Source organism: Gloeocapsa sp. DLM2.Bin57, assembly GCA_007693955.1.
In the GTDB taxonomy this organism is placed as follows: Bacteria; Cyanobacteriota; Cyanobacteriia; order Cyanobacteriales; family Gloeocapsaceae; genus Gloeocapsa.
Genome location: RECR01000073.1, coordinates 1 through 22,119, shown reverse-complemented (window position 1 = coordinate 22,119; position 22,119 = coordinate 1). Strand labels below are relative to the sequence as shown.

Genomic DNA, 22,119 nt, shown 5'->3' with positions numbered 1-22,119 from the left:
TGGCTAGTTGTGGTGGTGTTACTATTTCAACCCTTAAAACTTATATACAGAATCAAGATGAAATCAAATAAGGACGCGATTCATCTCACGCTTATTTGAGAAAATAAAGCTTGAGGCTTCTCGCGGTTAAGCTAAAACTTTAGTAATGAATCCAGCATTTTCAAAGCCAAGAGCCATTCCCCCACAACCAGAAAATAATTATATTACTGTATGATTAGTTTTTTGTCCTGTCATCATAAATACTTTTATTGATTAATTTTTTTTAAATAATAACAGAAATATTTTGCTCTTACTATTTAGATAAAATCGTCAAGTAACATTTTCTTAAGTTAGTCTAGCAGAAAAAGTCATCGGCAAAATAGGTAAAGACTTAAATCTGTTGGTAGGATTAACCAATACCGAGACAGAGACAGAGGTTGATTCGATGGTGCGTAAATGTTTAGACTTGCGTCTTTTTCTAGCTATCTCGGCATTATAGATTTATGACTAAGTTCATGCTCAAACTGCGTCAAAGTGGTTTAAAAGTAGAAAGGAATTTGGGGCAATCATGCAGGTTAGTATTGAAAATGACGGTCTGGTAACTCTGATTATGTCAAAATAGAACCTATCTATTTAGCAAAAGCATTGCCAAAAAACGATGATTGTGGCAAAATTATAAGGTTTTAAAGAGTAAATAGTAAGAGCAAATGGGCAAAGACTCATAGCTGACAAAATTGTTCTCCCTAGATCTGTAAATATAATTATGGTAGAGTTAACGAGAGAGTTAGAACCTATAAAAAAAGAACAAGAAACCCAAACCGCTGTTTTAGTAATCGGGGGTGCTGAAGATAAAGTACATGGTAAAGAAATCCTGCGTCATTTCTGGTTACGTTCGGGTGGGGTCAAGGCTAAAATAGCAATTATTCCTTCAGCCTCGCGAGAGCCTGCCTTAATCGGCGAGCGCTACGTAAGTATTTTTACAGAAATGGGAACGCAAGAACTCAAAGTGCTAGATATACGCGATCGCGCTCAAGGAGAAGATCCCGACTATCAAAAGTACATAGAAGAATGTACAGGAGTCTTTCTCACAGGAGGTGACCAACTCAGACTCTGCGGGTTATTAGCAGATACCCCTTTAATGGAAAGATTGCGCCAAAGAGTACAATTAAAAGAGATTACCCTAGCCGGGACAAGTGCAGGGGCTGCGGTGATGGGACATCATATGATCGCAGGGGGAAGCAGTGGAGAATCACCCAACCGCGCTTTAGTAGATATGGCGATTGGCTTAGGTATCATACCAGAAGTTATTGTCGATCAACACTTTCATAACCGCAATCGCATGGCCAGATTATTGAGTGCGATTTCCAATCACCCCGAAAGACTAGGAATAGGAATAGACGAGGATACCTGTGCAGTATTTGGTCAAGATGGAACAATGACAATAATTGGTAAAGGTACAGTAATGATCATCGATGCCCGAGATATGTCCTATACTAATCAAAATCAGATAGAAGCAACAGATCCCTTGAGTATCCATAACCTCAAACTACATATTCTCTCTCACAGCGATCGCTATAACATTCGTACCCACCAAACCTTACCCAAGGCTTAATCAGAAAAAATGTTCACTCTGAACAGTTAGTTAAGACGTGAAAACGAGAAACTATACAATGGCTTACTTTGCTACCTGTGTCTAGCACGAAAAAAGATGAAGATCCTCAAAACCCTAACCCTACGGGGTCCTAACTATTGGAGCATTAGACGTCATAAACTGATAGTTATGCGTCTAGATTTAGAAGACCTAACAGAAACGTTCACTAATCAGATTCCTGGCTTTTATGAAGCCTTAACCCAAATTATGCCCACTCTAGAAGAACATTATTGTTCTCCTGGCCAAAGAGGGGGTTTCTTCCAACGTCTGAGGGAAGGAACTCTCATGGGGCACGTAATCGAGCATGTAGCATTAGAATTACAAGAGCTAGCGGGAATGCCGGTAGGGTTTGGACGTACCAGAGAAACAACCACCCAGGGAGTGTATAACGTTGTCTTTGAATACCAAGACGAACAAGCAGGACGCTACGCAGGTAGAGCAGCAGTAAGACTGTGTAAAGCGATCGTCGAAACAGGGACTTATCCCAGAGAAGAACTGCAACAGGATTTAGAAGATCTTAGGGATTTATACGCTAATTCAGCCTTAGGACCGAGTACAGACTCCATAGTCAAAGAAGCAGAAGCCAGAAAAATCCCCTGGTTAGCCTTAAGTGCTCGCTCAATGATTCAAGTCGGTTACGGAGTTTACCAAAAGAGAATCCAAGCAACTTTAACCAATCAAACGGGAATACTAGCAGTAGAGTTAGCTTGCGATAAAGAAGGAACAAAAAGTATCCTCAGAGAAGCAGGAATACCCGTACCCAAAGGTACAGTAATTCGTTATCTCGATGAACTAGCAGAAGCGATCGAAGATTTAGGGGGTTTTCCCATCGTGATTAAACCCCTAGACGGTAACCACGGGAGAGGGATAACCATCAATATTGAGACGATGGAAGCAGCAGAAGAAGCCTATGATTTAGCTAGCAGCGAATCAAAAACTCGCTCAGTGATTGTCGAACATTATTATCAAGGTAGCGATCATCGTGTCTTAGTAATTAACGGCAAAGTTATCGCGGTTTCTGAACGTATTCCAGCCCACGTGATTGGGGATGGTCAATCAACCATAGAACAATTAGTAACTATTACCAATTTAGATCCTAATCGTGGCGATGGACACGACAACGTTTTAACTAAAATTACGATCGATAAAACAGTTCTCGATGTACTCAGAAGACAAAATTACACTCTAGATACTATCCTACCTTCAGGGGAAATAGCCTATCTACGCGCCACAGCCAACCTGAGTACGGGAGGTAGCGCTATAGATCGTACCGACGATATCCACCCCGAGAACGTTTGGATCGCTCAACGAGTCGCTAAAACTATTAATCTAGATATCGCAGGTATTGATATAGTTACCCCCGATATTAGTAAACCCCTACGGGAAGTAGATGGAGTAATCGTTGAAGTTAACGCGGCCCCTGGTTTTAGAATGCACGTAGCCCCTAGTAGTGGACTACCTCGCAACGTAGCCGCAGCTGTATTGGATATGCTCTTTCCCCCAGGTAATCCCACTCGTATTCCTATTCTAGCGGTGACAGGAACTAATGGAAAAACTACTACTACCAGACTCTTAGCCCATATTTACCGTCAAACAGGTAAAATAGTAGGTTATACAACTACAGATGGTATTTACATAGACAATTATGTAGTAGAACAAGGGGATACCACCGGTCCTCAAAGCGCCCAAGTTATCCTGAAAGATCCTACCGTAGAAGTAGCTGTACTAGAAACCGCTAGAGGAGGAATTTTACGATCAGGCATTGCCTTTGATTACTGTGATGTAGGGGTAGTACTAAACGTAGCAGCAGATCACCTCGGGATTGGGGATATCGAAACTATCGAAGATATGGCTAAGGTTAAATCAGTAGTAGCAGAAACTGTTAGTCCTAATGGCTATGTAGTTCTCAACGCCGATGACCCCCTTGTTGCCGCTATGGCGGCTAAGGTACAATGTAAAGTAGTCTATTTTTCGATGAATCCTGATAACCCCATTATTCAAGAACATAACCGCAGAGGAAATATGTCAGCGATTTATGAAAATGGCTACCTCTCTATTTGTCACGAGGGATGGACTCTACGTCTGGAAGAAGCGGTTAATGTCCCTGTAACTATGGCGGGAATGGCGCCGTTTATGATCGCTAACGCTTTAGCAGCTTGTGGCGCGGCTTTCGCCGGGGGAGTAGATGTAGAATTGATTCGTCAAGGGTTGCGTAGTTTTGTCCCTTCAGAAAATCAAACCCCCGGTCGCATGAATCTGTTTAATCTTGGGCGCAATCATGCTCTCGTAGATTATGCTCATAATCCTGCCGGTTACGAAGCCGTAGGGGGTTTTGTCCGCAATTGGCAAGGAGATAGGTTAGGTGTGGTAGGAGGTCCTGGCGATCGCCGTGATGAGGATTTGATTCTGTTAGGTCGTCTTTCTGCCCAAATGTTTAACTATATTATCGTTAAAGAAGATTACGATCGCCGTGGTCGTGAACCAGGAGAAGTAGCCGAATTAATTATCAAAGGAATTATCGCTGAAAATCCCGAGGCTAAGTATGAAGCTATCCTAGATGAAACTGTGGCGATTAATACAGGATTAGATATAGTAAAAGAGGGTGGCTTGGTGGTCGTTTTCCCTGAAAAAGTAGCCACGGCGATCGCTGTAATCAAACAACGTGAATCAAAATAATGATCATGGAAGCTAAAAACGTCCTCGGTACAAAATTACAGATTTGTTGTCTCTCTCCTGTCACGGGTTTCTATCGTAACGGGAGATGTGATACCGGACCTGAAGATTATGGAATGCACACAGTTTGCGCCCAGGTAACCGCTGAATTCCTAGAATTTAGTCAAAAACGAGGTAATGATCTCTCTACCCCTGTTCCTGGTTATGATTTTCCTGGTCTTCAACCAGGCGATCGCTGGTGTTTATGTGTTCTGAGGTGGAAAGAAGCTTTAGAAGCGGGGGTAGCACCCCCGATTATTCTTGAAGCTTGTCACGAGTCAGTTCTTCAATACGTACCCCTAGAAAAGTTGCAGGAGTTTTCCTTAGTAGAAAATTAATAGAGGTTTAATCAGATATTTGTTTTTGGACTTCCAACATAATTTTTTTAAGCTGATTTTGGAAAACTTCGGGAGAATCGAAAAAACGTTCTCGTAAAGACAGCGCAGCATTTCTTTTCTCTTCGTATAAATCTCTTTGATTGTATAGTTTTAATAGACAATCTTTATAACTTTCCCAACTATCTATTTCTGCTTCTACTACAGCTTCTTTAACATCCCAGATAGCAGGACAAACCTGAGAAGTTATCACAGGTCTCCCTGCTAAAACCCCTTCCAATACTACTTGATTGTAGCCTTCAATAAAACTACTCAAAGTTGGAACTATTACTATATGGGATTCTCCCAATCTTTCTATTAGTTGTTGTCTATTACTAAATCCATGACAAATAAAAGAAGATTCTAGGTGCTCGTTTTTAACTGCGTCTTTTAAGGTTTCAAGCTGACTACCACTTCCACAGATATCAAAGCTAATGTTATTTTTACCTTCTACAACTAACTGTTTGGCTATTTCTAGCAAAAGAAATACACCTTTATTAGTTTCAATTCTTCCTATAAACAAAACGTTAAAAGTAGGTAAATCAAAATCGGGATCTTTAATCTTGAGAAATTGACTTCTAGGATATTTAGCGATAAATCTAATTAGAGGCGGATGTTTACCTTCTGTAAGTTGTTGAATTTGTTTAGTTATATCATCTGAATGATTTAAACAACTATAAATGTATTTTTGATAAGCTTTTATGGCTAGCCTGAGATTCAATTTACTTAATAATGTTTGTTTTTCATCTTTGCTTATCAAAACACAACCATTCTGAGTCACAACCTTAACTTTAAACCAGTTAAGAATAGATGAGATAAAGAAAAGCCCTACTGGTGTTGATCCTACAACTAGATTAGCCTTAAATTTTAAAGCTTTGAAGATTAAAATAAAGGCATAAATAATCTCATTTACATAGTAAGTGATACCTGAATTTTTGTTAAATACTTTCGGTTTGGGTAAATGTTCTACAGTAAATTGATCATCTTTAATTATCTCATGTTTCTCTTCTCCTAAACCAACTACATAAGCCTGACAATTTAATTCTTGACAAATTTCATAAAACTGAGTGCTATAAGGTATATTAAATTCCTTGGGATAGAGTTCTCCTTTTTTCCAGCTTTGATATGGTCCAATAGGTGTACCAGGACCGGTAAAATAAAAAACTCTTAAACTTCTTTGATTATCTGTACTCATATAGATTAACTACCTAATTTTTGAAAAATTTTAACACCCCTAGGGAACTACTAACTTAACTAGCTGATTCTCGGGTAAATAACCCTGGAAGTGACCCTGATTAGCTAAAATCATTACTAACTCTAGATTATAATCTGGTTGGACGTGAATATCTGACCAGGGTACAGCTAATTCTAAACAGTGATCAACCACTAAATAACTACGGGTAAAACGAGGATTCCAGGAGAAACTATTCCCCGCTTCTTCTAACCAGAGGGATTGACTCTGTAAATCTATCCCGAGATGGTGATGATAGAGATAATTAAGGGGAGATTGATTGGGAACTCCTGCTAAAGGTATCGGGCTACTCTGTTTGGGAATACCTGGATAATACCAAAGTAGATGTAACTCTCTAGCTAGATCTCGGTTTAAATCGCTTCCCCTTTGGAAATCTAAACGCACATAAAAATGAAGGTGATCCCATCCATAGTATAATTGTTGAATAACGCTACTACGGTGCATCGTTCCCCTGGCCCCTCCTACTTCTAGACGTCCTGCTTTATCCCAGTCTTGTTCATCCCCTGAACCATTAATCACAGGATGGATAAAACTTTGGGGAAGGTGATCTCGTTTCTGGTGGTGAGTATCTACAGGTTGAGAGAGATTAGGTGGTATTTTCTCATTGAGAGAACGATAAATCCCCTTGAGATGTTCTCGGAATAATTGGTCAAAGATCGCATCCTGGTTAGAAGAATGTCCCTCACCAAACCACCAAAACCAGTCAGATCCTTCCGCTGCGTATAACGCTTCCCAAACCTCGGGGTTATTCTCTTCGGTTGCTTCAGGATGTTTAGCTAAGACTTGTCTTGCTTGAGTCAGTAAATCCCAAGCTTTATTTTTCACAGGATCGCCAATCCAGGTAGTAAAACTCCCGTCAACCCAAGATCCACTGTGTAATTGTTGACTAGGAATGATGGTTTTAGGGGGAAACTTAGTTAAAAATTCTGATACCGTTACTAATTGTAGATTATCCTGTTGACTGAGACGTTCATAAAGAGTACTTAAAAAGGGTAACCCATCTTGCTGATAAAATTCCCAACAGTTTTCCCCATCTAAAGCGATAGTCACTAACCAGGGTTCGTCTTGTAATCCCCTTTGTTGGATTCTACGGGCGATCGCCTCTAGATGTCCGATTAAATCACCTACAGCGTGATTAGCATCCATTCCCCCATAGCTAAATCCAATCAAATCTGAGAGACGGTGATCCCGAAAGACGATACTTAAATCTCCATAGGGAGTAACTAAACGATAGGGTTGATAGAGTAATTCTGGTTCATAGACATTTCCCGTTTCATCCCGATGGAAAAAGTGTTTGAGACTCCATCCCAATACCGCTTCATCCGAACAAATCCAGTTAAAACCCTCTTTAGCGATATAGGGTAATATTTCAGGACTTACCGACTGCTCTGAGGGCCATAATCCCCTTGGAGTTTGACCAAACCTATCTACATACATTGCTTTAGCTTTACGCAGATGTCGGGGTATATCCTCGGCCCATTGAAAGCGATTTTCTGGTAAAGTCATATCCATAACTGCTACTCGTCCTGAATTAGTATCAGCTAACAGAGGTAAAATGGGGTGAGTGTAGGGAGTGGTAGTTACTTCTAATTGTCCCCTTTCTTGCATCTGTTTATGTTGGGGGATAATTCTACTGAGAATTTGTCGTTGTTTGGAGATAATCCGTTGGCGATCGCTTAAACTAAAATTTCTGCCTTGTTTTAACCATTGTTCTATCTCTGGATCATCCCAAAATAAAGGATCAATCCAGGCTAAATTATGCCAAGCTAATAAGTCTGCATATTCTTGTTTTGTCCAATTTTCCTGACACCATTGTTCACCATGATTTTGTTTTTGATAATATAATTCGCTATAGCGAGGATGGGGATCAATCAAGGTATGATGATTAGCGTCAAAAAAATGCTCAATAATATATTCTTTCTGCTTGAGATTCAGGTTTTCTTCAGGAGTTAAAGTTAATTCTAAATAGGGGTCAAAAGCTGTACCTTTAATATAGTCTTCTAACTGTAAAATTAATGAAGGGACTAAATTAATCGTTTGGTGTAACTTAGGATATCTAGATAATAATAAGGCTAAATCCAGATAATCTTTAGTTCCGTGTAATCTAACCCAAGGTAAGAGATATTTTCCCTGACTATTTTTATATAAAGGTTGATGTTGATGCCAAATAAAAGCTATATAGAGTGGATGAGACATAATTTTTTATTGACGACGTTCGTGTAACTTTTTATATACTTCTCGTAAATCTACGTGATGATAAGCGATCGCCACTAGGGTATGATAGAGTAAATCAGCTACTTCTGAAGCGATCGCCTCACTTTCATTATCTTTACAAGCCATAACTACTTCGGCTGATTCTTCCCCAATTTTTTTAAGAATGCGATTATCTCCCCCCTCTAAGAGTTTACAGGTATAGGAGTTCTCATTGGGGTGATCACGGCGATCGCAGATAACCTTAAATAACTCAGAAAGGACATCACCAGGAGGTAAAGACTTTCCCGTTTCCTGTTGATGAAAACAGCTTCTCTCACCTGTATGACAAGCAATATCCCCTACCTGTTCTACAGTTAATAAGATAGCATCACTATCACAGTCATAACGTATCTGTTGAACTTTTTGCAAATGTCCCGAGGTAGCCCCTTTATGCCATAATTCTTGACGAGAACGACTCCAGTACCAAGCTTCCCTGGTGTCGAGAGTTTTAGCTAAAGAAGCGCGATTCATCCAAGCTAACATCAAGATAGTACCATCGAGATAATCTTGAGCGATCGCCGGAACTAATCCCTGTTCATTGTAGCGAATTTGATCCAAAGGTAAAGATAGAGACATCAGCACAACTCCATTTAGTCAGTTTAATTTTAACGATTTTTGTTCATTTCTAACTGTTTTTCTAACTCCTGATTGAGAAAATAATTCAAAAAAGTCCTAATCACCGAGATAATGGCTAACTTCAGTAAACTATCGAAACTAGGAGCGATCGTCGTTGCTAAAATATCAGACCCTAATTGAAATTCTAAAGCAAAAGCCAACCAAACACCAAAACAAATGCGTAATTGAATTAAAGGAATTTCCCCATGATAACGACGTCGAAACTGCCAAGCAGTATGGAGAGTTTTTAATAACCCATAGAAAACACAAAAAACGGCGATCGCCTCTAGAAATAACTTAATCAATCTAACCAGTAAAAATAGAGAAGCCTCTAAACCTTCTAGACCATGTAAGAAAAAATGTTCCATCACCAATAAGATAAGATAATAAATTAAATTGTAGGAGAATTAGCCGTGTCCCTAGCCACCTATGACCCAGAAGACTTTTATGACGAACTCTTTCTCAGTCCCGGTCAACCTAGACCTCACGCTGCTTCATTAATTGAATGGATTAAACAATTACCCCTAGAACAACTTTACCAGAATCGCGAAACAGCCCAAAGAGCATTGTATAATCTAGGTGTAACCTTTAATGTTTATAGTGATAATCAAGGTATCGAGAGAGTCTTTCCCTTTGACGTTATTCCCCGCATTATTGAAGCCTCCGAGTGGCAATGGTTAGAAAAAGGACTAAAACAAAGAATTCAAGCCTTAAACCTCTTTCTCAACGACATTTATGGGGAACAGAAGATTATCGCTGATGGAGTTATACCCAGTGAAATTATCTACTCAGCCACTAGCTATCTCAAACCCTGTGCAGGTATAAAACCAGCCAAAGGAGTTTGGTGTCAAATTACGGGAACAGACCTGATTCGTCACAACGATGGACAATGGTACGTTTTAGAAGATAACTTGCGCGTACCTTCAGGTATATCTTATGTTTTAGAAAATCGTCGGGTGATGAAAAGTACCTTTACCTCAATTTTTCAAACCCTAGCGATTAAACCCATAGACGACTACCCCAGTCACCTACTCGATACCCTCTTAGATTTAGCCCCTCCCCATTTACCCAGTCCAACGGTAGTGGTAATGACACCTGGTATTTATAATTCTGCTTACTTTGAACATTCCTTTTTAGCCCAACAAATGGGAGTAGAATTAGTCGAAGGTAGAGACTTAGTGGTAGTAGATGGTTATTTACAGATGCGGACAACCAAAGGTTTACGCAGAGTAGATGTGATCTATCGTCGTGTAGATGATATATTTTTAGATCCTTTAGTATTTCGTTCCGACTCACTCTTAGGAGTTCCCGGACTAATGGAAGTATATCGTCAAGGACGTGTAGCCTTAGCTAATGCCCCAGGGACAGGGGTAGCTGATGATAAGGTAGTCTATGCTTATGTACCCGAAATGATTCGCTATTACCTCGGTGAAGACCAAATTATCCCCAATGTTCCTACTTATCTCTGTTGGCGAGACCAAGATCGAGAATACGTGCTTTCTCACCTAGATCAGTTAGTAGTCAAATCAGCTAACGAAGCAGGAGGTTACGGTATGCTGATGGGGAAAACAGCAACCCCCGCCGAGAGGGAAGAATTCGCCGAAAAGATCATCGCTAACCCGCGTAATTATATCGCTCAACCTACCTTGAGTCTATCGCGAGTACCGACCTTAATCAGCGATGATCAGGGAATGACTATCGAAGGACGTCATGTAGATTTACGTCCCTATATCCTCCACGGTGGGGATAATATTTATGTCCATCCAGGAGGTTTAACCCGTGTAGCTTTGCAAAAAGGCTCTCTAGTGGTAAATTCTTCTCAAGGTGGTGGCAGTAAGGATACGTGGGTACTCAATCAGTAAAAATAACTATGTTAAGTAGAGTAGCAGATTCTATCTATTGGCTTAATCGTTACATCGAACGTGCGGAAAATGTGGCTCGTTTTATCGATGTTAATTTCAATTTGATGCTAGATTTACCTGCAGGAATTCAGCAACAGTGGGAACCTTTGGTAACTACCACAGGGGATATGTCTCAGTTTCAAAGTAGTTATGGTGGGGGAACATCGGAAAATGTGATTAATTTTCTGACTTTTGACTCAGAATACCCTAACTCGATTCTCTCTTGTTTAAATCGCGCTAGAGAAAATGCTCGTTCCATTCGTGAGATTATTTCCTCGGAAATGTGGCAAGAAGTAAATAACTTCTACCATCTTGTTAATGATAGTGCCAAAACCTCCATATCGGTTAACCTGATTGACTTTTTTACGGAAGTAAAATTGGCTAGTCACCGCTTCGCAGGAGTGATGGATGCGACTATGAGTCATAACGATGGTTGGCATTTTGGACAAATGGGGAGGTTAATTGAACGCGCGGATAAAACTACTCGGATTATAGACGTAAAGTATTTTTATTTATTACCCTCGATCGAATGGGTAGGTACTCCTCTCGACCAAATTCAGTGGATCGCTTTGTTGAAATCCGCTAGTGGTTATGAAATGTACCGTAAAAGTCAACATCGTATTACCCCTAATAGTGTTGCTGAATTCTTGATCTTAAACCGAGAGTTTCCCCGTTCAATTTATTTTTGTCTTTACCAAACACAACAATCTCTCCATCAAATTACTAATACGCCTGTAGGTACTTGGTCTAATGGATCAGAAAGAACCCTAGGTCGTATCTGTGCCGAATTGGGCTATACAACCATGGAGGATGTGATGGAAGACGGTTTACATCAATTTCTTGATAAACTACAAACCAAGATTAATACCATCGGTAAAGAGATTACCGAGACCTTCTTTAAGGTTTATGACGACTGAATCAGCTAAATATGGCTACAATGAAAAGAAAAGGTAAGCTAAGATAAATTGATGATTCCAACCGTAATTGAAAGTTCAGGTCGTGGTGAACGCGCTTTTGATATTTATTCTCGTCTGTTGCGCGAAAGAATAATTTTTCTCGGAGAAGAGGTAAACGACGACTTAGCTAATAGAATTGTGGCTCAGTTACTCTTTTTGGAAGCAGAAGATCCCGAAAAAGACGTTTATCTCTATATCAATTCTCCAGGAGGATCTGTATCTGCGGGTTTAGGTATCTTTGATACCATGAATCAAATTAAACCCGATGTCTCCACTATCTGTATTGGTTTAGCTGCTAGTATGGGTGCTTTTCTTCTCAGTGGTGGAGCGCGAGGAAAACGCATGAGTTTACCCAATTCTCGTATTATGATTCACCAACCCCTAGGGGGAGCGCAAGGACAAGCCGCAGATATCGCTATTCAAGCTAGAGAAATTCTTTATATCAAGAAAAAACTGAACTTGTATCTAGCTCATCATACCAATAAACCCCTAGAAACTGTAGAAGAAGATACAGAAAGAGATTATTTTATGTCTCCCGAACAAGCTAAAGAATATGGTTTAATTGATCAGGTGATTAACCGTCATCCTTCAGCTAGTAATCCTCCTCTGGTAGCTAGTTAATTAAGAGCGGAGTAGGGGGTGCTCGTTACTCCGTCCCCCTTTCCTTCCTCATTTTTTCAAAAGTTACAGTAAATGTTGTACCTTGATTAGGTTGACTTTCTACTTTAATTTGTCCTTGGTGATTTTCTACTATAGCAAGAGCGATCGCCAATCCTAAACCAGTACCATTGACGTGAGTACGTACTGTATCAAGACGATAAAAGCGTTCAAAAATATGGGGAAGGGCTTCAGATGGTATCCCACAACCGCGATCGCTTACTTGTACCTGTACATGATAACGATTACCTTTTTTGATTCTAACTACTTTCACTTTTATTACATTTTGACTATAGGCAATACTATTACTAATCAAATTGGTAAATAAACGCGCTAATTGATCCCAATCCCCCTCAATGGTAAATGGCTCTGATTCTAAATCTTCCTCGGTTAATTCTAAGTCTAAATCAATACCTTTTTGTTGAGCGAAAATACGTTGTTCTTCGATTACTTCGATTAACAAAGCGTCTAGGGGAACAGGTTGAGTCACCATTTGGGTCATTCCGCTATCTGCGCGGGCTAGAAACAACAAATCATTGACTAAACGTCCTAATCTTTGGGTTATTCTCTCGATTACTCTTAATTGTTGCGGATCTAGGTTTAATTTCCCGTCTTTTTCCTCGGCTAAAGCCATTTGGACATTAGCTTGAATCATCGCTAGGGGGTTGCGCAATTCGTGAGAAGCATCAGCGGTAAATTGGCGTAAACTTTGATAGGATTCGATTACTGGTTTAATAGCTATTCCTGATAACAACCACCCTGAAGCTGCTACACAAGCGATCATCAGACTACTTCCTAAGCTTAAATCCCTGATTAAAAGACGACTAGGTTTACTTACTTCAAACCAGGGATGACTAACCCTCAGATAACCCCATGGTTGATTATCAATCACGATCATCTTAGTTATCTGTCTAAACTGTTCATTATTGTTGAGAGATACAGTTTTAGCATAGATACTAGGAGTCAGGGGAATTGCTAGGGGTTGAGTAAAAGTACTCCAAACTAAATGGCGATCGCTGTCAAACCACTCTACCTCAAGGCGATCGTCTTCTAGGGATGACTCATTGACTCGAGGGATATTAGCGGAGTTTCTGACTCCTTCTAGTAATAAGGATCGTTCCATTAATTCCACAACGTGTTCTAGTGTATCGTCGATTCTTTCTACTAGAGTAGAGCGTACATATAGATAGACTCCAGTAGCGAATAATAAGATTAAAACCGCTGTGGTAATAGTGTACCAAAGTGCTAGACGAAAGCGGATAGTTTGAAACATTATATCCCTACGAGGGGGAGGGAGAGTATATATTAACTAACTAATAAATTTGCTCCAGGAATAGTACTAACAAAAGTTCCCAAATCAAGAATTTTATTTTCGTTAATTAACTTAGCACCAATAGGGCTAGTATTATCGATTTTGGCGATAACCGCTACTTGTCCAGATTGTTGAGAATCAAGAGGAACTCCGATGGATTCTCCTATCTCATTAACAACGGTAATACCACCATCATATTCACTAAAAGAAGTGTCTCTTTTTTCGGATGCGTCGGTATAATTGAGGGTACAGATATAGACTGTAGCGATATCGTCTAATTTAGTGATTCTGATCACCTCTTGGTTATCTCCACCCGTAGCACCTACCCCTTGATCGCCACTAAGTTGAATATAGGGGAACTCGTTTAGACTACCGAGACTTCCTCCAGGATAGTTATCAGAGAAGACACCACCTTTTCTACCGTCTTTGGTTTCATAGAAAGCCATTAAATCTAAATCTACACTAGCTGTCCATTTTAAGAGAACCATCAGTTGTTTAACTGTTATATAGGCTTCTTCACCTTTTTGCTTGAGGACTACTTTTGCTTTCAACTCTACCATTGTTAATACCTCTAGTCTTGTCTAGCTAGTTTCTAACTACAATTATAAACTCAACTCAGGTTATCACAGATTAAAAAAAGCTTAAATTCCTCCCCTAGGGTAAGAGGAGGTTGAGCAGAATTAAGCAGATTTCAGTCTAGAGAAGAAGCGGGAGATTTCCCCAATCCAGAGAATAAGGGAAGTAGAGGCGATAATAATTAGCCAATCTCGCCAAGATAGAGGTACAGTTCGGAAGACATCACCACCTAATTGAACCATCAAAATCTGACCGATGAAGATAATTAAAGCGATCGCCAGGAATCCTTGGTTATTAGCGATATTACTAAAGGCTGATTCTTTGAGTCCAAAGGTTTTGGCGTTAAACATATTCCAAAACTGGAGCATCACAAAAGTGCTAAAGAAGAGGGATAATTCGTAGGTATCCACGACACCATCTCTTTGGATATAGAGAAGAAAAGCCACGAAGATCACTAAGAAAATAGGAGCTAAAGTAAAGATATTAGCTGCCATGGCTTTAGAGATAATAAATTCATCGGAGTTTCGAGGTGGAATTTCCATTACCTTCTGACTAGGTGGTTCAGTTGCTAAGGCTAATGCTGCGAAAGTATCCATAATCAGGTTAATCCAGAGTAATTGGGTAACAGTAAAGGGGAGATTAACACCGATAAAAGGACCAAGTAAAGCGATACCACAAGCAGCTACGTTAATGGTTAATTGGAAGAGAATAAACTTCTGGATGTTTTGGTAAAGCGATCGCCCCCACATTACCCCTAATTCGATGCTACCGAAGGAGTCATCAAGGATAATAATATCACTAGCGTCTTTAGCTACAGAAGTACCAATTTTACCCATAGCTAAGCCCACTTGTGCTTGTTTAAGGGCTGGTGCGTCGTTGGTTCCGTCTCCTGTAACTGCTACTACTTGTCCATCACTTTGCAATAATTGTACGATGCGTTGTTTATCTTGAGGACGGGCGCGGGCTACTACTTTAGCTTTTCTAATGGCAGTTAGGGCTTGTTCGTCATCCATAGCGCGGAAATCAGGACCGAGAATATAGGATTGATAATCATCTGCAGGAAGTATCCCGATTTCGTGGGCTATTTCTAAAGCCGTTAGATGACTATCACCTGTAATCATTTTTACTTCGATACCCGCTTTATTACACATAGCCACGGCTTGAGGTACTTCAGGGCGTATGGGGTCTGTAATAGCTATAAAACCTAACCAAGTCAGGTTAGCGGTGTATTTTTTGACATCTAGGTCTTCTTGGTAATCTTCTGTTCCTAGTGCATAAGCAAAAGCCAGAGTTCTTTTCCCTTTAGCCTCGTATTTTTGCAGATTAGCGGTTAATTCTGCTCTAATCTGGTCATTTAGAGGTTGTACACCTTCAGGGGTAAGAATTTGTTGACAGTTTTGCAGGAGGAGATCTGGTGCACCTTTAACGTATAAGACTTGTTCCTGATTCCAGGAAGAGATACCCCAGGTAGCCATGTATTTTTTTTCTGAGGAGAAGGTTAGTTGATTGAGTAGTTTAAATTCATTTCTGTATTTGAGATAATCAAAACCTCTCTCTTCTAGCCAGAGTAAGAGTGCACCTTCGGTAGGGTTACCGAGAATCTTAACTTCTTGATTACGGTCTAAGTTGGCTGTACTATTAACGGCGATCGCTTCAACGACTAATTGACCTGCCATTGTACTATCTAGATTAGCTTCATTGGTAGTAATTTCGGGGAAATTTACTTCACTGACACACATTTTATTCTGAGTAAGAGTTCCCGTTTTATCAGAACAGATTACCGTAGCTGCGCCGATGGTTTCGCAAGCGTTCATAGTACGCACCAAGTTATTTTGCTGAGTCATTTTTTGCATACTATAAGCTAGACTCAGGGTAACGCTGAGAGCGAGTCCTTCGGGTACTGCTACTACGATTACCGCTACGGCGATCATAAAGTAGGTTAAGAAGGTAGTAGCTACATCTGTGGGTATCCAATCTGCTGGGTTGGCTGGAATTAAACCGAGATTATAGATAATCGCGATTCCTCCTGCTGCTATTCCTAATCCTAGGGCGATCGTTCCTAACCAGGTAGTTAAAGTCGCCGAGGCTAACCATTCGGGTTGTTCGATGTCTTTACCGCTTAATTCGATTCCGTCATAAACGATAGGTAACCAGATACAGACTAAAGCTACCACTAATCCTGTTACGACTATCCCTACTAAATACCATTGTCCTGCTGTGAGTATAATCTCTTCGGTAATTACACCTCTGGCTACTAAAGCGATATCAATAAGAACGGCGATCGCCAATCCTAACACTCCTATTAATCTACTGAGGCGATCTAATTGTAGATTCAGGGGAGTTTCTACCTGTTCGATAGTTTGAATAGCTTTAGCTGTCTTACCTATTTCGGTGCTATCTCCTACCGCTGTCACTTTAATCATACCGTGACCATTAACTACTATTGTTCCACGTAGTAATTTATCTGAGGGATAAGCGGTATCACTTTCCTCCTTGGTGGTTGCTTCTGTAGAGCTATATTTATTAACAGGGCGATCTTCTCCCGTTAACTTGGACTCATCTACTTTCAGGGTTACCCCTTCGATAATTTCTCCATCTGCGGGTATTTCTTGTCCGGTGGAGATAATCACCAAATCTCCCACTACGATATCTTGTTTAGGAATAGTGGTAAACTGTCCATTGCGCAAGACTTCGATTGGTTCAGAATTGTTGGTTTGATTGAGAATATCAAATTCTTGGTTAGCCTTATATTCATTGATAAAAGCTACAAAGGTAGCCAAAAGTATGGCGACGATAATTCCCACACCTTCGAGATAAGTTCCATCAATGATACCGACACCAATAGCTAGAAGAGCTGCGATCAGTAGTATTCTAACGATAGGATCTGCAAATTTCTCTAATAGTAATTCCCACCAAGGGTTACTCGGTGGTGGCGTAATCAGATTAGTACCAGATTTTGCTCTACTAGTTTCTACTTCTTGGGGGGTTAATCCTGTAAGAGTTAGATTTGTCGGTTTATATTTGTCCGTTGTGGTCATAAATTTTTGCCTTTATGTTAGTCAGTCAGATTTTCTTGGACGAAAGTTAAACCAGTCCATTCTCCTTTTGAGTTATAGTTGCGGATTAATCGCTGTCTAATTGTGGGTTTGATTAACCAACCTATTTCTAGAAAAAAGGGTACTCCAGGTTCAATCGCCAAAGGAAAAGCAGCGGAAGCACCATCGGGTAAGAGTAATACTCGTACGGGTGGTTTACTAGTTTCAAACTCTATTATACAATTTTTAATCTGCGCTACTGAAGTAATGGTTCTTTGGGCAAAACTGAGTTTTTGGCTTAATTGGTTATTTTCTCTAGTTATGACTAGTTGGGTTGTCTGAATGGGAGATTGACTAAAATCAGTAGAGATAGTAGTTGCTGTACCTTGCCAAGTCCCTAAGAGTTGTTCTATGGTTAAAGGGGGGTTTTCTGGTTGATTACTATGAGGTAGTTTTTCCCGAATTAGAGTTAGAGAAGTAGGTTGAGAACCTTGATTAAATAAGATAACAAGCCGCAAACGGCGATCGCCATTAATTAAGCCCAATTCTGCTCCACATTGACTCCAGGGTGACCAAAATAATGAACCTTGAGAAAAAGCCCCATTTTCCCTGAATAAAATATTACGACTTAAGGAGCTATAGGTAAGTACAGTTTCCTGTGGTGGTTGATTAGGGGGGAGATAGCGAACCACTTGGTGGATAGTTTGATTGTCATCCCGTCCCTCTAGAGATACGATGGTAGGGGTATCTTCTTTTATTTCTCCTGTAGGGGATAAGCGAGTAAATGAACCATACCATTCGCCCAAATTTTCTAATAAACATTCCCATTGAGATTTAGCCATATGGATACAATTCTGGTAATTTTAGCTGTTGTAATCGTTTTAGGTGGTTTGTGGATGCTTTTTGATGGTGTTGCCGATTTAAATAAAAAATAAGATTAATATTGTGAATCGGCGCGGTTTTTTACCTGCATAGCACTTTTAGTGACAAAATCAATGATCTTCCCTGCTACATTAATATCTGTTGCTGCTTCGATTCCTTCTAAACCTGGAGAAGAATTGACTTCTAACACCAACGCACCGTGATTGGATCGTAGTAAATCTACTCCTGCTACCCCTAAACCCATAGCTTTAACCGCGCGTACCGCTGTACTCCTTTCTTCTGGTGTCAGTTTAATTTTTTCAGCTTTACCCCCTCGGTGGAGATTAGAGCGAAATTCTCCCTCTAAACCCTGGCGTTTCATAGAAGCTACCACTTTATCACCGATCACAAAACAACGAATATCAGCCCCCTGGGCTTCTTTGATATATTCTTGCACCAAGATATTAGCGTCTAAACCCCGAAAGGCTTCGATGACTGATTTAGCTGCTTGATGAGTTTCTGCTAACACTACTCCAATACCCTGAGTACCTTCTAAAAGTTTAATTACTACAGGTGCTCCCCCAACGCTTTCAATTAAACCATCGATATCTTCTGTAGCGTGTGCACATCCTGTTACGGGTAACCCTATGCCTTTGCGGGCTAGTAATTGTAAACAGCGTAGTTTATCGCGAGAGCGAGATATCGCTTGAGAATCGTTAGCACTAAACACCCCCATTACCTCAAATTGTCTGACTACTGCTGTTCCATAAAAGGTGCGAGAAGCACCAATCCGAGGTATAACCGCGTCAAAGTTCTCTAAAGGTTTCCCTTTATACATAATCGTTGGTTTATGAGCCGTTATATTCATATAGCAACGTAAATAATTAATTATCTGTATTTCGTGACCTTCAGCTTCTCCTGCTTCTTTCAGACGTCTTGTGGAATATAAACTAGAATCTTGTGACAAAATAGCGATTTTCATTGTCTTTAACTGTAAAAATAGATTAACTCAGCAGAAACGATCGCCCTGGATCTACGATAAAATGTCCTCGTAATGCTTGACGACCTAGAAGCATCCGAAATCCCATTAAATCACGATTGGTTAGGGTTACCTCAATCTTCCAACTACTACCATTGACTTCTACTTTGGTTTTAATCACTGGTCGATTTTGCAGGTGACCCCCAGAATTTCTCACTTCTTTATAGCCTAATAATTCAGCGATTGCAGTAACGGTGTGGTGAGTGTCTTTCTGATGGGGGTGAACCTGAAAACTGACCATTGGTTTGTCATCAAGGTAAAATTCCTGGATATGGAAAGCATGAAGTGCTGATGTTCGAGCACCTGTATCGATTTTAGCTTTAATGGAAGGAATATTTAACTCTGGTAAGGCGATAATTTCTCGCCAACCAATGGTAGTTAGAGTTTTTTTAATCATACGTTGATTAACTAGAGAGAATTTGTTTAACTACAGTAGCTGCAGAGTAGCTAACTCCTGCTGTACCTTCTCCTGGGTGAACTGAATCACCAACTAGCCAGAGATTACTTAAAGGAGTACGGGTAGCGAAACCAAATGGACCAAAAGTACTAAGTCTTTGACCGATTCCTCCTACTATTCCCTGTTCTCTAGCAGTATATCTGGCAAAGGTACGGGGTGTGGCTGATTCTTGATGAATAATTGTTGCTGGTGAGAGTGTAAAGTAATTACTTAAACGAGCGATCGCTTCTTCGGTATATTGTTGTTTAAGTTGTTGATATTCTTCTTCACTACCTTGCCACCAACGGGAAACTTCGGTAAAGGAGGAGGCGATAATAGTCGCTTTTCCTGCTGGTGCGCGTCCATCTCCTGGTTGACTGACAGAAACGAACAGAGAGTTGTTTTCTCCTATTGGTCCTGTATAATCATAGAGAAATTGGAGGTGAGGAGGACAATTACTGGGTATAGCTTCTGGTTCGACTCCTAGATAAACTACAAATGCTCCTGAAGAGGGGGGAAGTTTGGCTACACGTTTAGCGTAGTTGGGTAGGTTAACTAGTTTGACTAGGTTTTGTACTGTCAGGTTACCTACTATATGAGAGGCTTCTTCTTGCCAGATTTGTTGGGTTTTAAGGTTACCTATGGTTACTGCTTTAACCTGGTTACCTTCTCTGTGTATTTGTTCCACTCGGTGACCATAGTAAAGTTTACCACCGTGTTTGGTTAAGGCTTCCACCAGGCGATCGCTCAAGACTTGCATACTTCCGTAAAGGTGAAATAATCCCTGGGGTGCTTGGGAAACGCTTAAAGCTGTGGCTGCGTAGAGTAAGGCGGTTGCATTGGCGTCAACTTGTGAGTAGAGTTTTAATTGTAAATCAAGAAAAGTGCTTAGACGACGATTGCCATCTAAGCCATAAAGACGTAAAATATCCCCCACTGTCATTAAAGCAAATGGTACAGTAATCAAAGTATCAAGACGCACAGCTTTGATTAATTCGGTTAAATCCCAGGGATTGCGTGGAGGTAAAACTGGTTCTCTTTCTTGAAAACGCCAACTAATCTCAAATAAACGGTTTAAGAGTTGCCAAAATCTCTCACTTCCCGGAAACTGTCTATTTCTCTCCATTTGCCATTTTTCCTGATCCCTCCACACGTTAATTGGTTCGGTTTCATCAGGGAGAAATACCGCACAAGCAGGGTTACAAATTTTACCCCGAGGAGATTCTACTCCTAATTCTTTAAACAGGCGATCGTGTATTCCTCCTGGCTCTAAGCCTGCTACTTGAGTAGCCCCCACGTCAAAGGTAAAACCTTTGCGCTTAAAGGTTGACGCGCAGCCCCCTGGTACATAAGCTTGTTCATAAATACTGACATCATAACCATGACGCGCTAGCAACGCACCCGCGGTTAAACCTCCTATCCCTGCTCCAATAACGATGACTTTGTCTTGTTTCACTGCTTAACATTTCTTTATACTCTCATTAACAATTGTAAAGAAAATTAAGCTTAATTTGCCCAAAAAAAAGCTACAAGACAGTCAAAGACAATTTATCTTGTAGCTTGAGGACAAAATCTGTTTATTCGGAAACAGTTGCTAAATCACTATCAGTGCTACCACGACTACGACGTCTGGTCAAGGTATTAAAGAGCATGATCCCAATAGCTTTAATTAAATTACCTTCTAATTCTTGGAACATTTTCATGTTCATTTTAAACGCTTCGTTAGCTTCCACAACGATTTGATCTGCGGTTGCTTGATCTACATCTAACTCATTGAGTGCTTGACGATATTGAGTTTTAAAGGCTTTTTCATCAGAGATATTCTCAAATTCGTAGAAAGCAGTACCTGATCCCTCTTCTAAATTCATCGCTTGTTGGGCGATTTTTTTGAGAATTTGTCCACCAGATAAATCCCCGAGGTAGCGAGTATAGGAATGTGCCACCAATAATTCAGGTTGTTGGCTAGCTATAGTATGGATGCGTTCTACATAAGCTTCTCCTGCGGGAGAGAGTTTAATTTCTTGACGCCAATTAGGACCATAGTAATAATATAAGTCTTTTTCTAGGCTTTTTTCTCTGTTTAACTCAGAAAAATAGATTTGACCAACTATGGGATGGTCTTTGAGTTTAGCCATCTCCTCTTCCATAGCTTGATAGACGAAGTAGAGGTTACTGACTAGTTTACGGTAGGAGGTTTTTTCGACAACGCCTTTTAAAAAACACTTGACGAAACCAACATTTTCCGCCATGGTGTGAGATTTTTTTGTTCCTTCGCGTAATAAAGTTGCTAAATTTGTACTCATCTTGTTTTAATGCTATGTTAAGAGTCTGCCTAATCTTGTAGCTTAAACCTATTTGCTAAGGATTGAGGTTAAGTTTTCTTACATTTTATATAAGTGACATACTCCTACACCAAATCAAAGATTATGGTGTAGGCTTCTTGTCTTTCACCTTAAGAGATGATTGACCGTTTTTGAGTGAGGCGATGCCCATCCCCACTTTTTTAATTA

Annotated in this window: 18 protein-coding genes and 1 pseudogene; 7 read left to right on the top strand and 12 right to left on the bottom strand. The window is 40.2% G+C overall.

Annotation, left to right across the window (positions count from 1 at the left end):
• The first annotated feature begins 349 nt into the window (after positions 1 to 349).
• From EA365_09465 to EA365_09450, 4 genes and pseudogenes are all read left to right on the top strand, one after another.
• Positions 350 to 601: pseudogene (locus EA365_09465) on the top strand (hypothetical protein).
• 141 nt (positions 602 to 742) lie between these two features.
• On the top strand, positions 743 to 1,591 hold the full coding sequence (locus tag EA365_09460; GenBank protein TVQ44766.1) for a cyanophycinase: 849 nt from the start codon (positions 743 to 745) through the stop codon (positions 1,589 to 1,591).
• A 96-nt stretch (positions 1,592 to 1,687) separates the two neighbouring features.
• Complete coding sequence (gene cphA / locus EA365_09455; GenBank protein ID TVQ44765.1) at positions 1,688 to 4,306, top strand: cyanophycin synthetase; 2,619 nt, start codon at positions 1,688 to 1,690, stop codon at positions 4,304 to 4,306.
• A 2-nt stretch (positions 4,307 to 4,308) separates the two neighbouring features.
• Positions 4,309 to 4,680 carry a DUF2237 domain-containing protein gene (locus EA365_09450; GenBank protein ID TVQ44768.1) on the top strand — a complete coding sequence of 124 codons (372 nt, stop codon included), beginning with the start codon at positions 4,309 to 4,311 and terminating at the stop codon, positions 4,678 to 4,680.
• 7 nt (positions 4,681 to 4,687) lie between these two features.
• Here EA365_09450 and EA365_09445 read toward each other — a convergent pair whose 3' ends face one another.
• The 4 genes from EA365_09445 to EA365_09430 are packed head-to-tail and all read right to left on the bottom strand — an operon-like array spanning position 4,688 to position 9,204.
• Positions 4,688 to 5,911, bottom strand: coding sequence for a glycosyltransferase (locus EA365_09445; GenBank protein ID TVQ44764.1), 1,224 nt, complete (start codon positions 5,909 to 5,911; stop codon positions 4,688 to 4,690).
• Positions 5,912 to 5,950: 39 nt separating this feature from the next.
• Entirely contained in the window at positions 5,951 to 8,164 is a 2,214-nt protein-coding gene (locus tag EA365_09440) for a glycoside hydrolase (protein ID TVQ44763.1), read from the bottom strand.
• A 6-nt stretch (positions 8,165 to 8,170) separates the two neighbouring features.
• Entirely contained in the window at positions 8,171 to 8,800 is a 630-nt protein-coding gene (locus EA365_09435) for a bifunctional phosphoribosyl-AMP cyclohydrolase/phosphoribosyl-ATP diphosphatase HisIE (protein TVQ44767.1), read from the bottom strand.
• Positions 8,801 to 8,826: 26 nt separating this feature from the next.
• A complete protein-coding gene (locus EA365_09430; GenBank protein TVQ44762.1) occupies positions 8,827 to 9,204 on the bottom strand; it encodes a DUF1622 domain-containing protein in 378 nt (125 codons plus the stop codon).
• A gap of 45 nt (positions 9,205 to 9,249) precedes the next feature.
• Here EA365_09430 and EA365_09425 point away from each other — a divergent pair, with 45 nt between their 5' ends.
• Genes EA365_09425 through clpP form a run of 3 tightly spaced genes read left to right on the top strand, consistent with a single transcriptional unit; the run spans position 9,250 to position 12,314 of the window.
• Positions 9,250 to 10,698, top strand: coding sequence for a circularly permuted type 2 ATP-grasp protein (locus EA365_09425; GenBank protein ID TVQ44761.1), 1,449 nt, complete (start codon positions 9,250 to 9,252; stop codon positions 10,696 to 10,698).
• A gap of 8 nt (positions 10,699 to 10,706) precedes the next feature.
• A complete protein-coding gene (locus tag EA365_09420; protein TVQ44760.1) occupies positions 10,707 to 11,654 on the top strand; it encodes an alpha-E domain-containing protein in 948 nt (315 codons plus the stop codon).
• Between the two features lie 51 nt (positions 11,655 to 11,705).
• Positions 11,706 to 12,314: an ATP-dependent Clp endopeptidase proteolytic subunit ClpP gene (gene clpP, locus EA365_09415; protein TVQ44759.1), complete on the top strand. Its 609-nt coding sequence runs from the start codon at positions 11,706 to 11,708 to the stop codon at positions 12,312 to 12,314.
• A 25-nt stretch (positions 12,315 to 12,339) separates the two neighbouring features.
• Here clpP and EA365_09410 read toward each other — a convergent pair whose 3' ends face one another.
• The 8 genes from EA365_09410 to EA365_09375 all read right to left on the bottom strand — a co-directional run bounded on the left by EA365_09410 (position 12,340) and on the right by EA365_09375 (position 21,912).
• On the bottom strand, positions 12,340 to 13,623 hold the full coding sequence (locus tag EA365_09410) for a sensor histidine kinase (protein ID TVQ44758.1): 1,284 nt from the start codon (positions 13,621 to 13,623) through the stop codon (positions 12,340 to 12,342).
• A 32-nt stretch (positions 13,624 to 13,655) separates the two neighbouring features.
• On the bottom strand, positions 13,656 to 14,222 hold the full coding sequence (locus EA365_09405) for a stress response protein (protein TVQ44757.1): 567 nt from the start codon (positions 14,220 to 14,222) through the stop codon (positions 13,656 to 13,658).
• 120 nt (positions 14,223 to 14,342) lie between these two features.
• Positions 14,343 to 17,276: a calcium-translocating P-type ATPase, PMCA-type gene (locus tag EA365_09400; protein ID TVQ44756.1), complete on the bottom strand. Its 2,934-nt coding sequence runs from the start codon at positions 17,274 to 17,276 to the stop codon at positions 14,343 to 14,345.
• 17 nt (positions 17,277 to 17,293) lie between these two features.
• Positions 17,294 to 18,115 (bottom strand): DUF3598 family protein, encoded by an 822-nt coding sequence (locus EA365_09395; protein TVQ44755.1) that lies wholly within the window; start codon positions 18,113 to 18,115, stop codon positions 17,294 to 17,296.
• Positions 18,116 to 18,210: 95 nt separating this feature from the next.
• Entirely contained in the window at positions 18,211 to 19,116 is a 906-nt protein-coding gene (locus EA365_09390) for a 30S ribosomal protein S6--L-glutamate ligase (protein ID TVQ44754.1), read from the bottom strand.
• A gap of 22 nt (positions 19,117 to 19,138) precedes the next feature.
• Positions 19,139 to 19,570, bottom strand: coding sequence for an ATP-dependent zinc protease (locus EA365_09385; protein TVQ44753.1), 432 nt, complete (start codon positions 19,568 to 19,570; stop codon positions 19,139 to 19,141).
• A 7-nt stretch (positions 19,571 to 19,577) separates the two neighbouring features.
• Positions 19,578 to 21,065 carry a C-3',4' desaturase CrtD gene (gene crtD, locus EA365_09380; protein TVQ44752.1) on the bottom strand — a complete coding sequence of 496 codons (1,488 nt, stop codon included), beginning with the start codon at positions 21,063 to 21,065 and terminating at the stop codon, positions 19,578 to 19,580.
• Between the two features lie 121 nt (positions 21,066 to 21,186).
• On the bottom strand, positions 21,187 to 21,912 hold the full coding sequence (locus tag EA365_09375) for a heme oxygenase (biliverdin-producing) (GenBank protein ID TVQ44751.1): 726 nt from the start codon (positions 21,910 to 21,912) through the stop codon (positions 21,187 to 21,189).
• Positions 21,913 to 22,119: the final 207 nt, after the last annotated feature.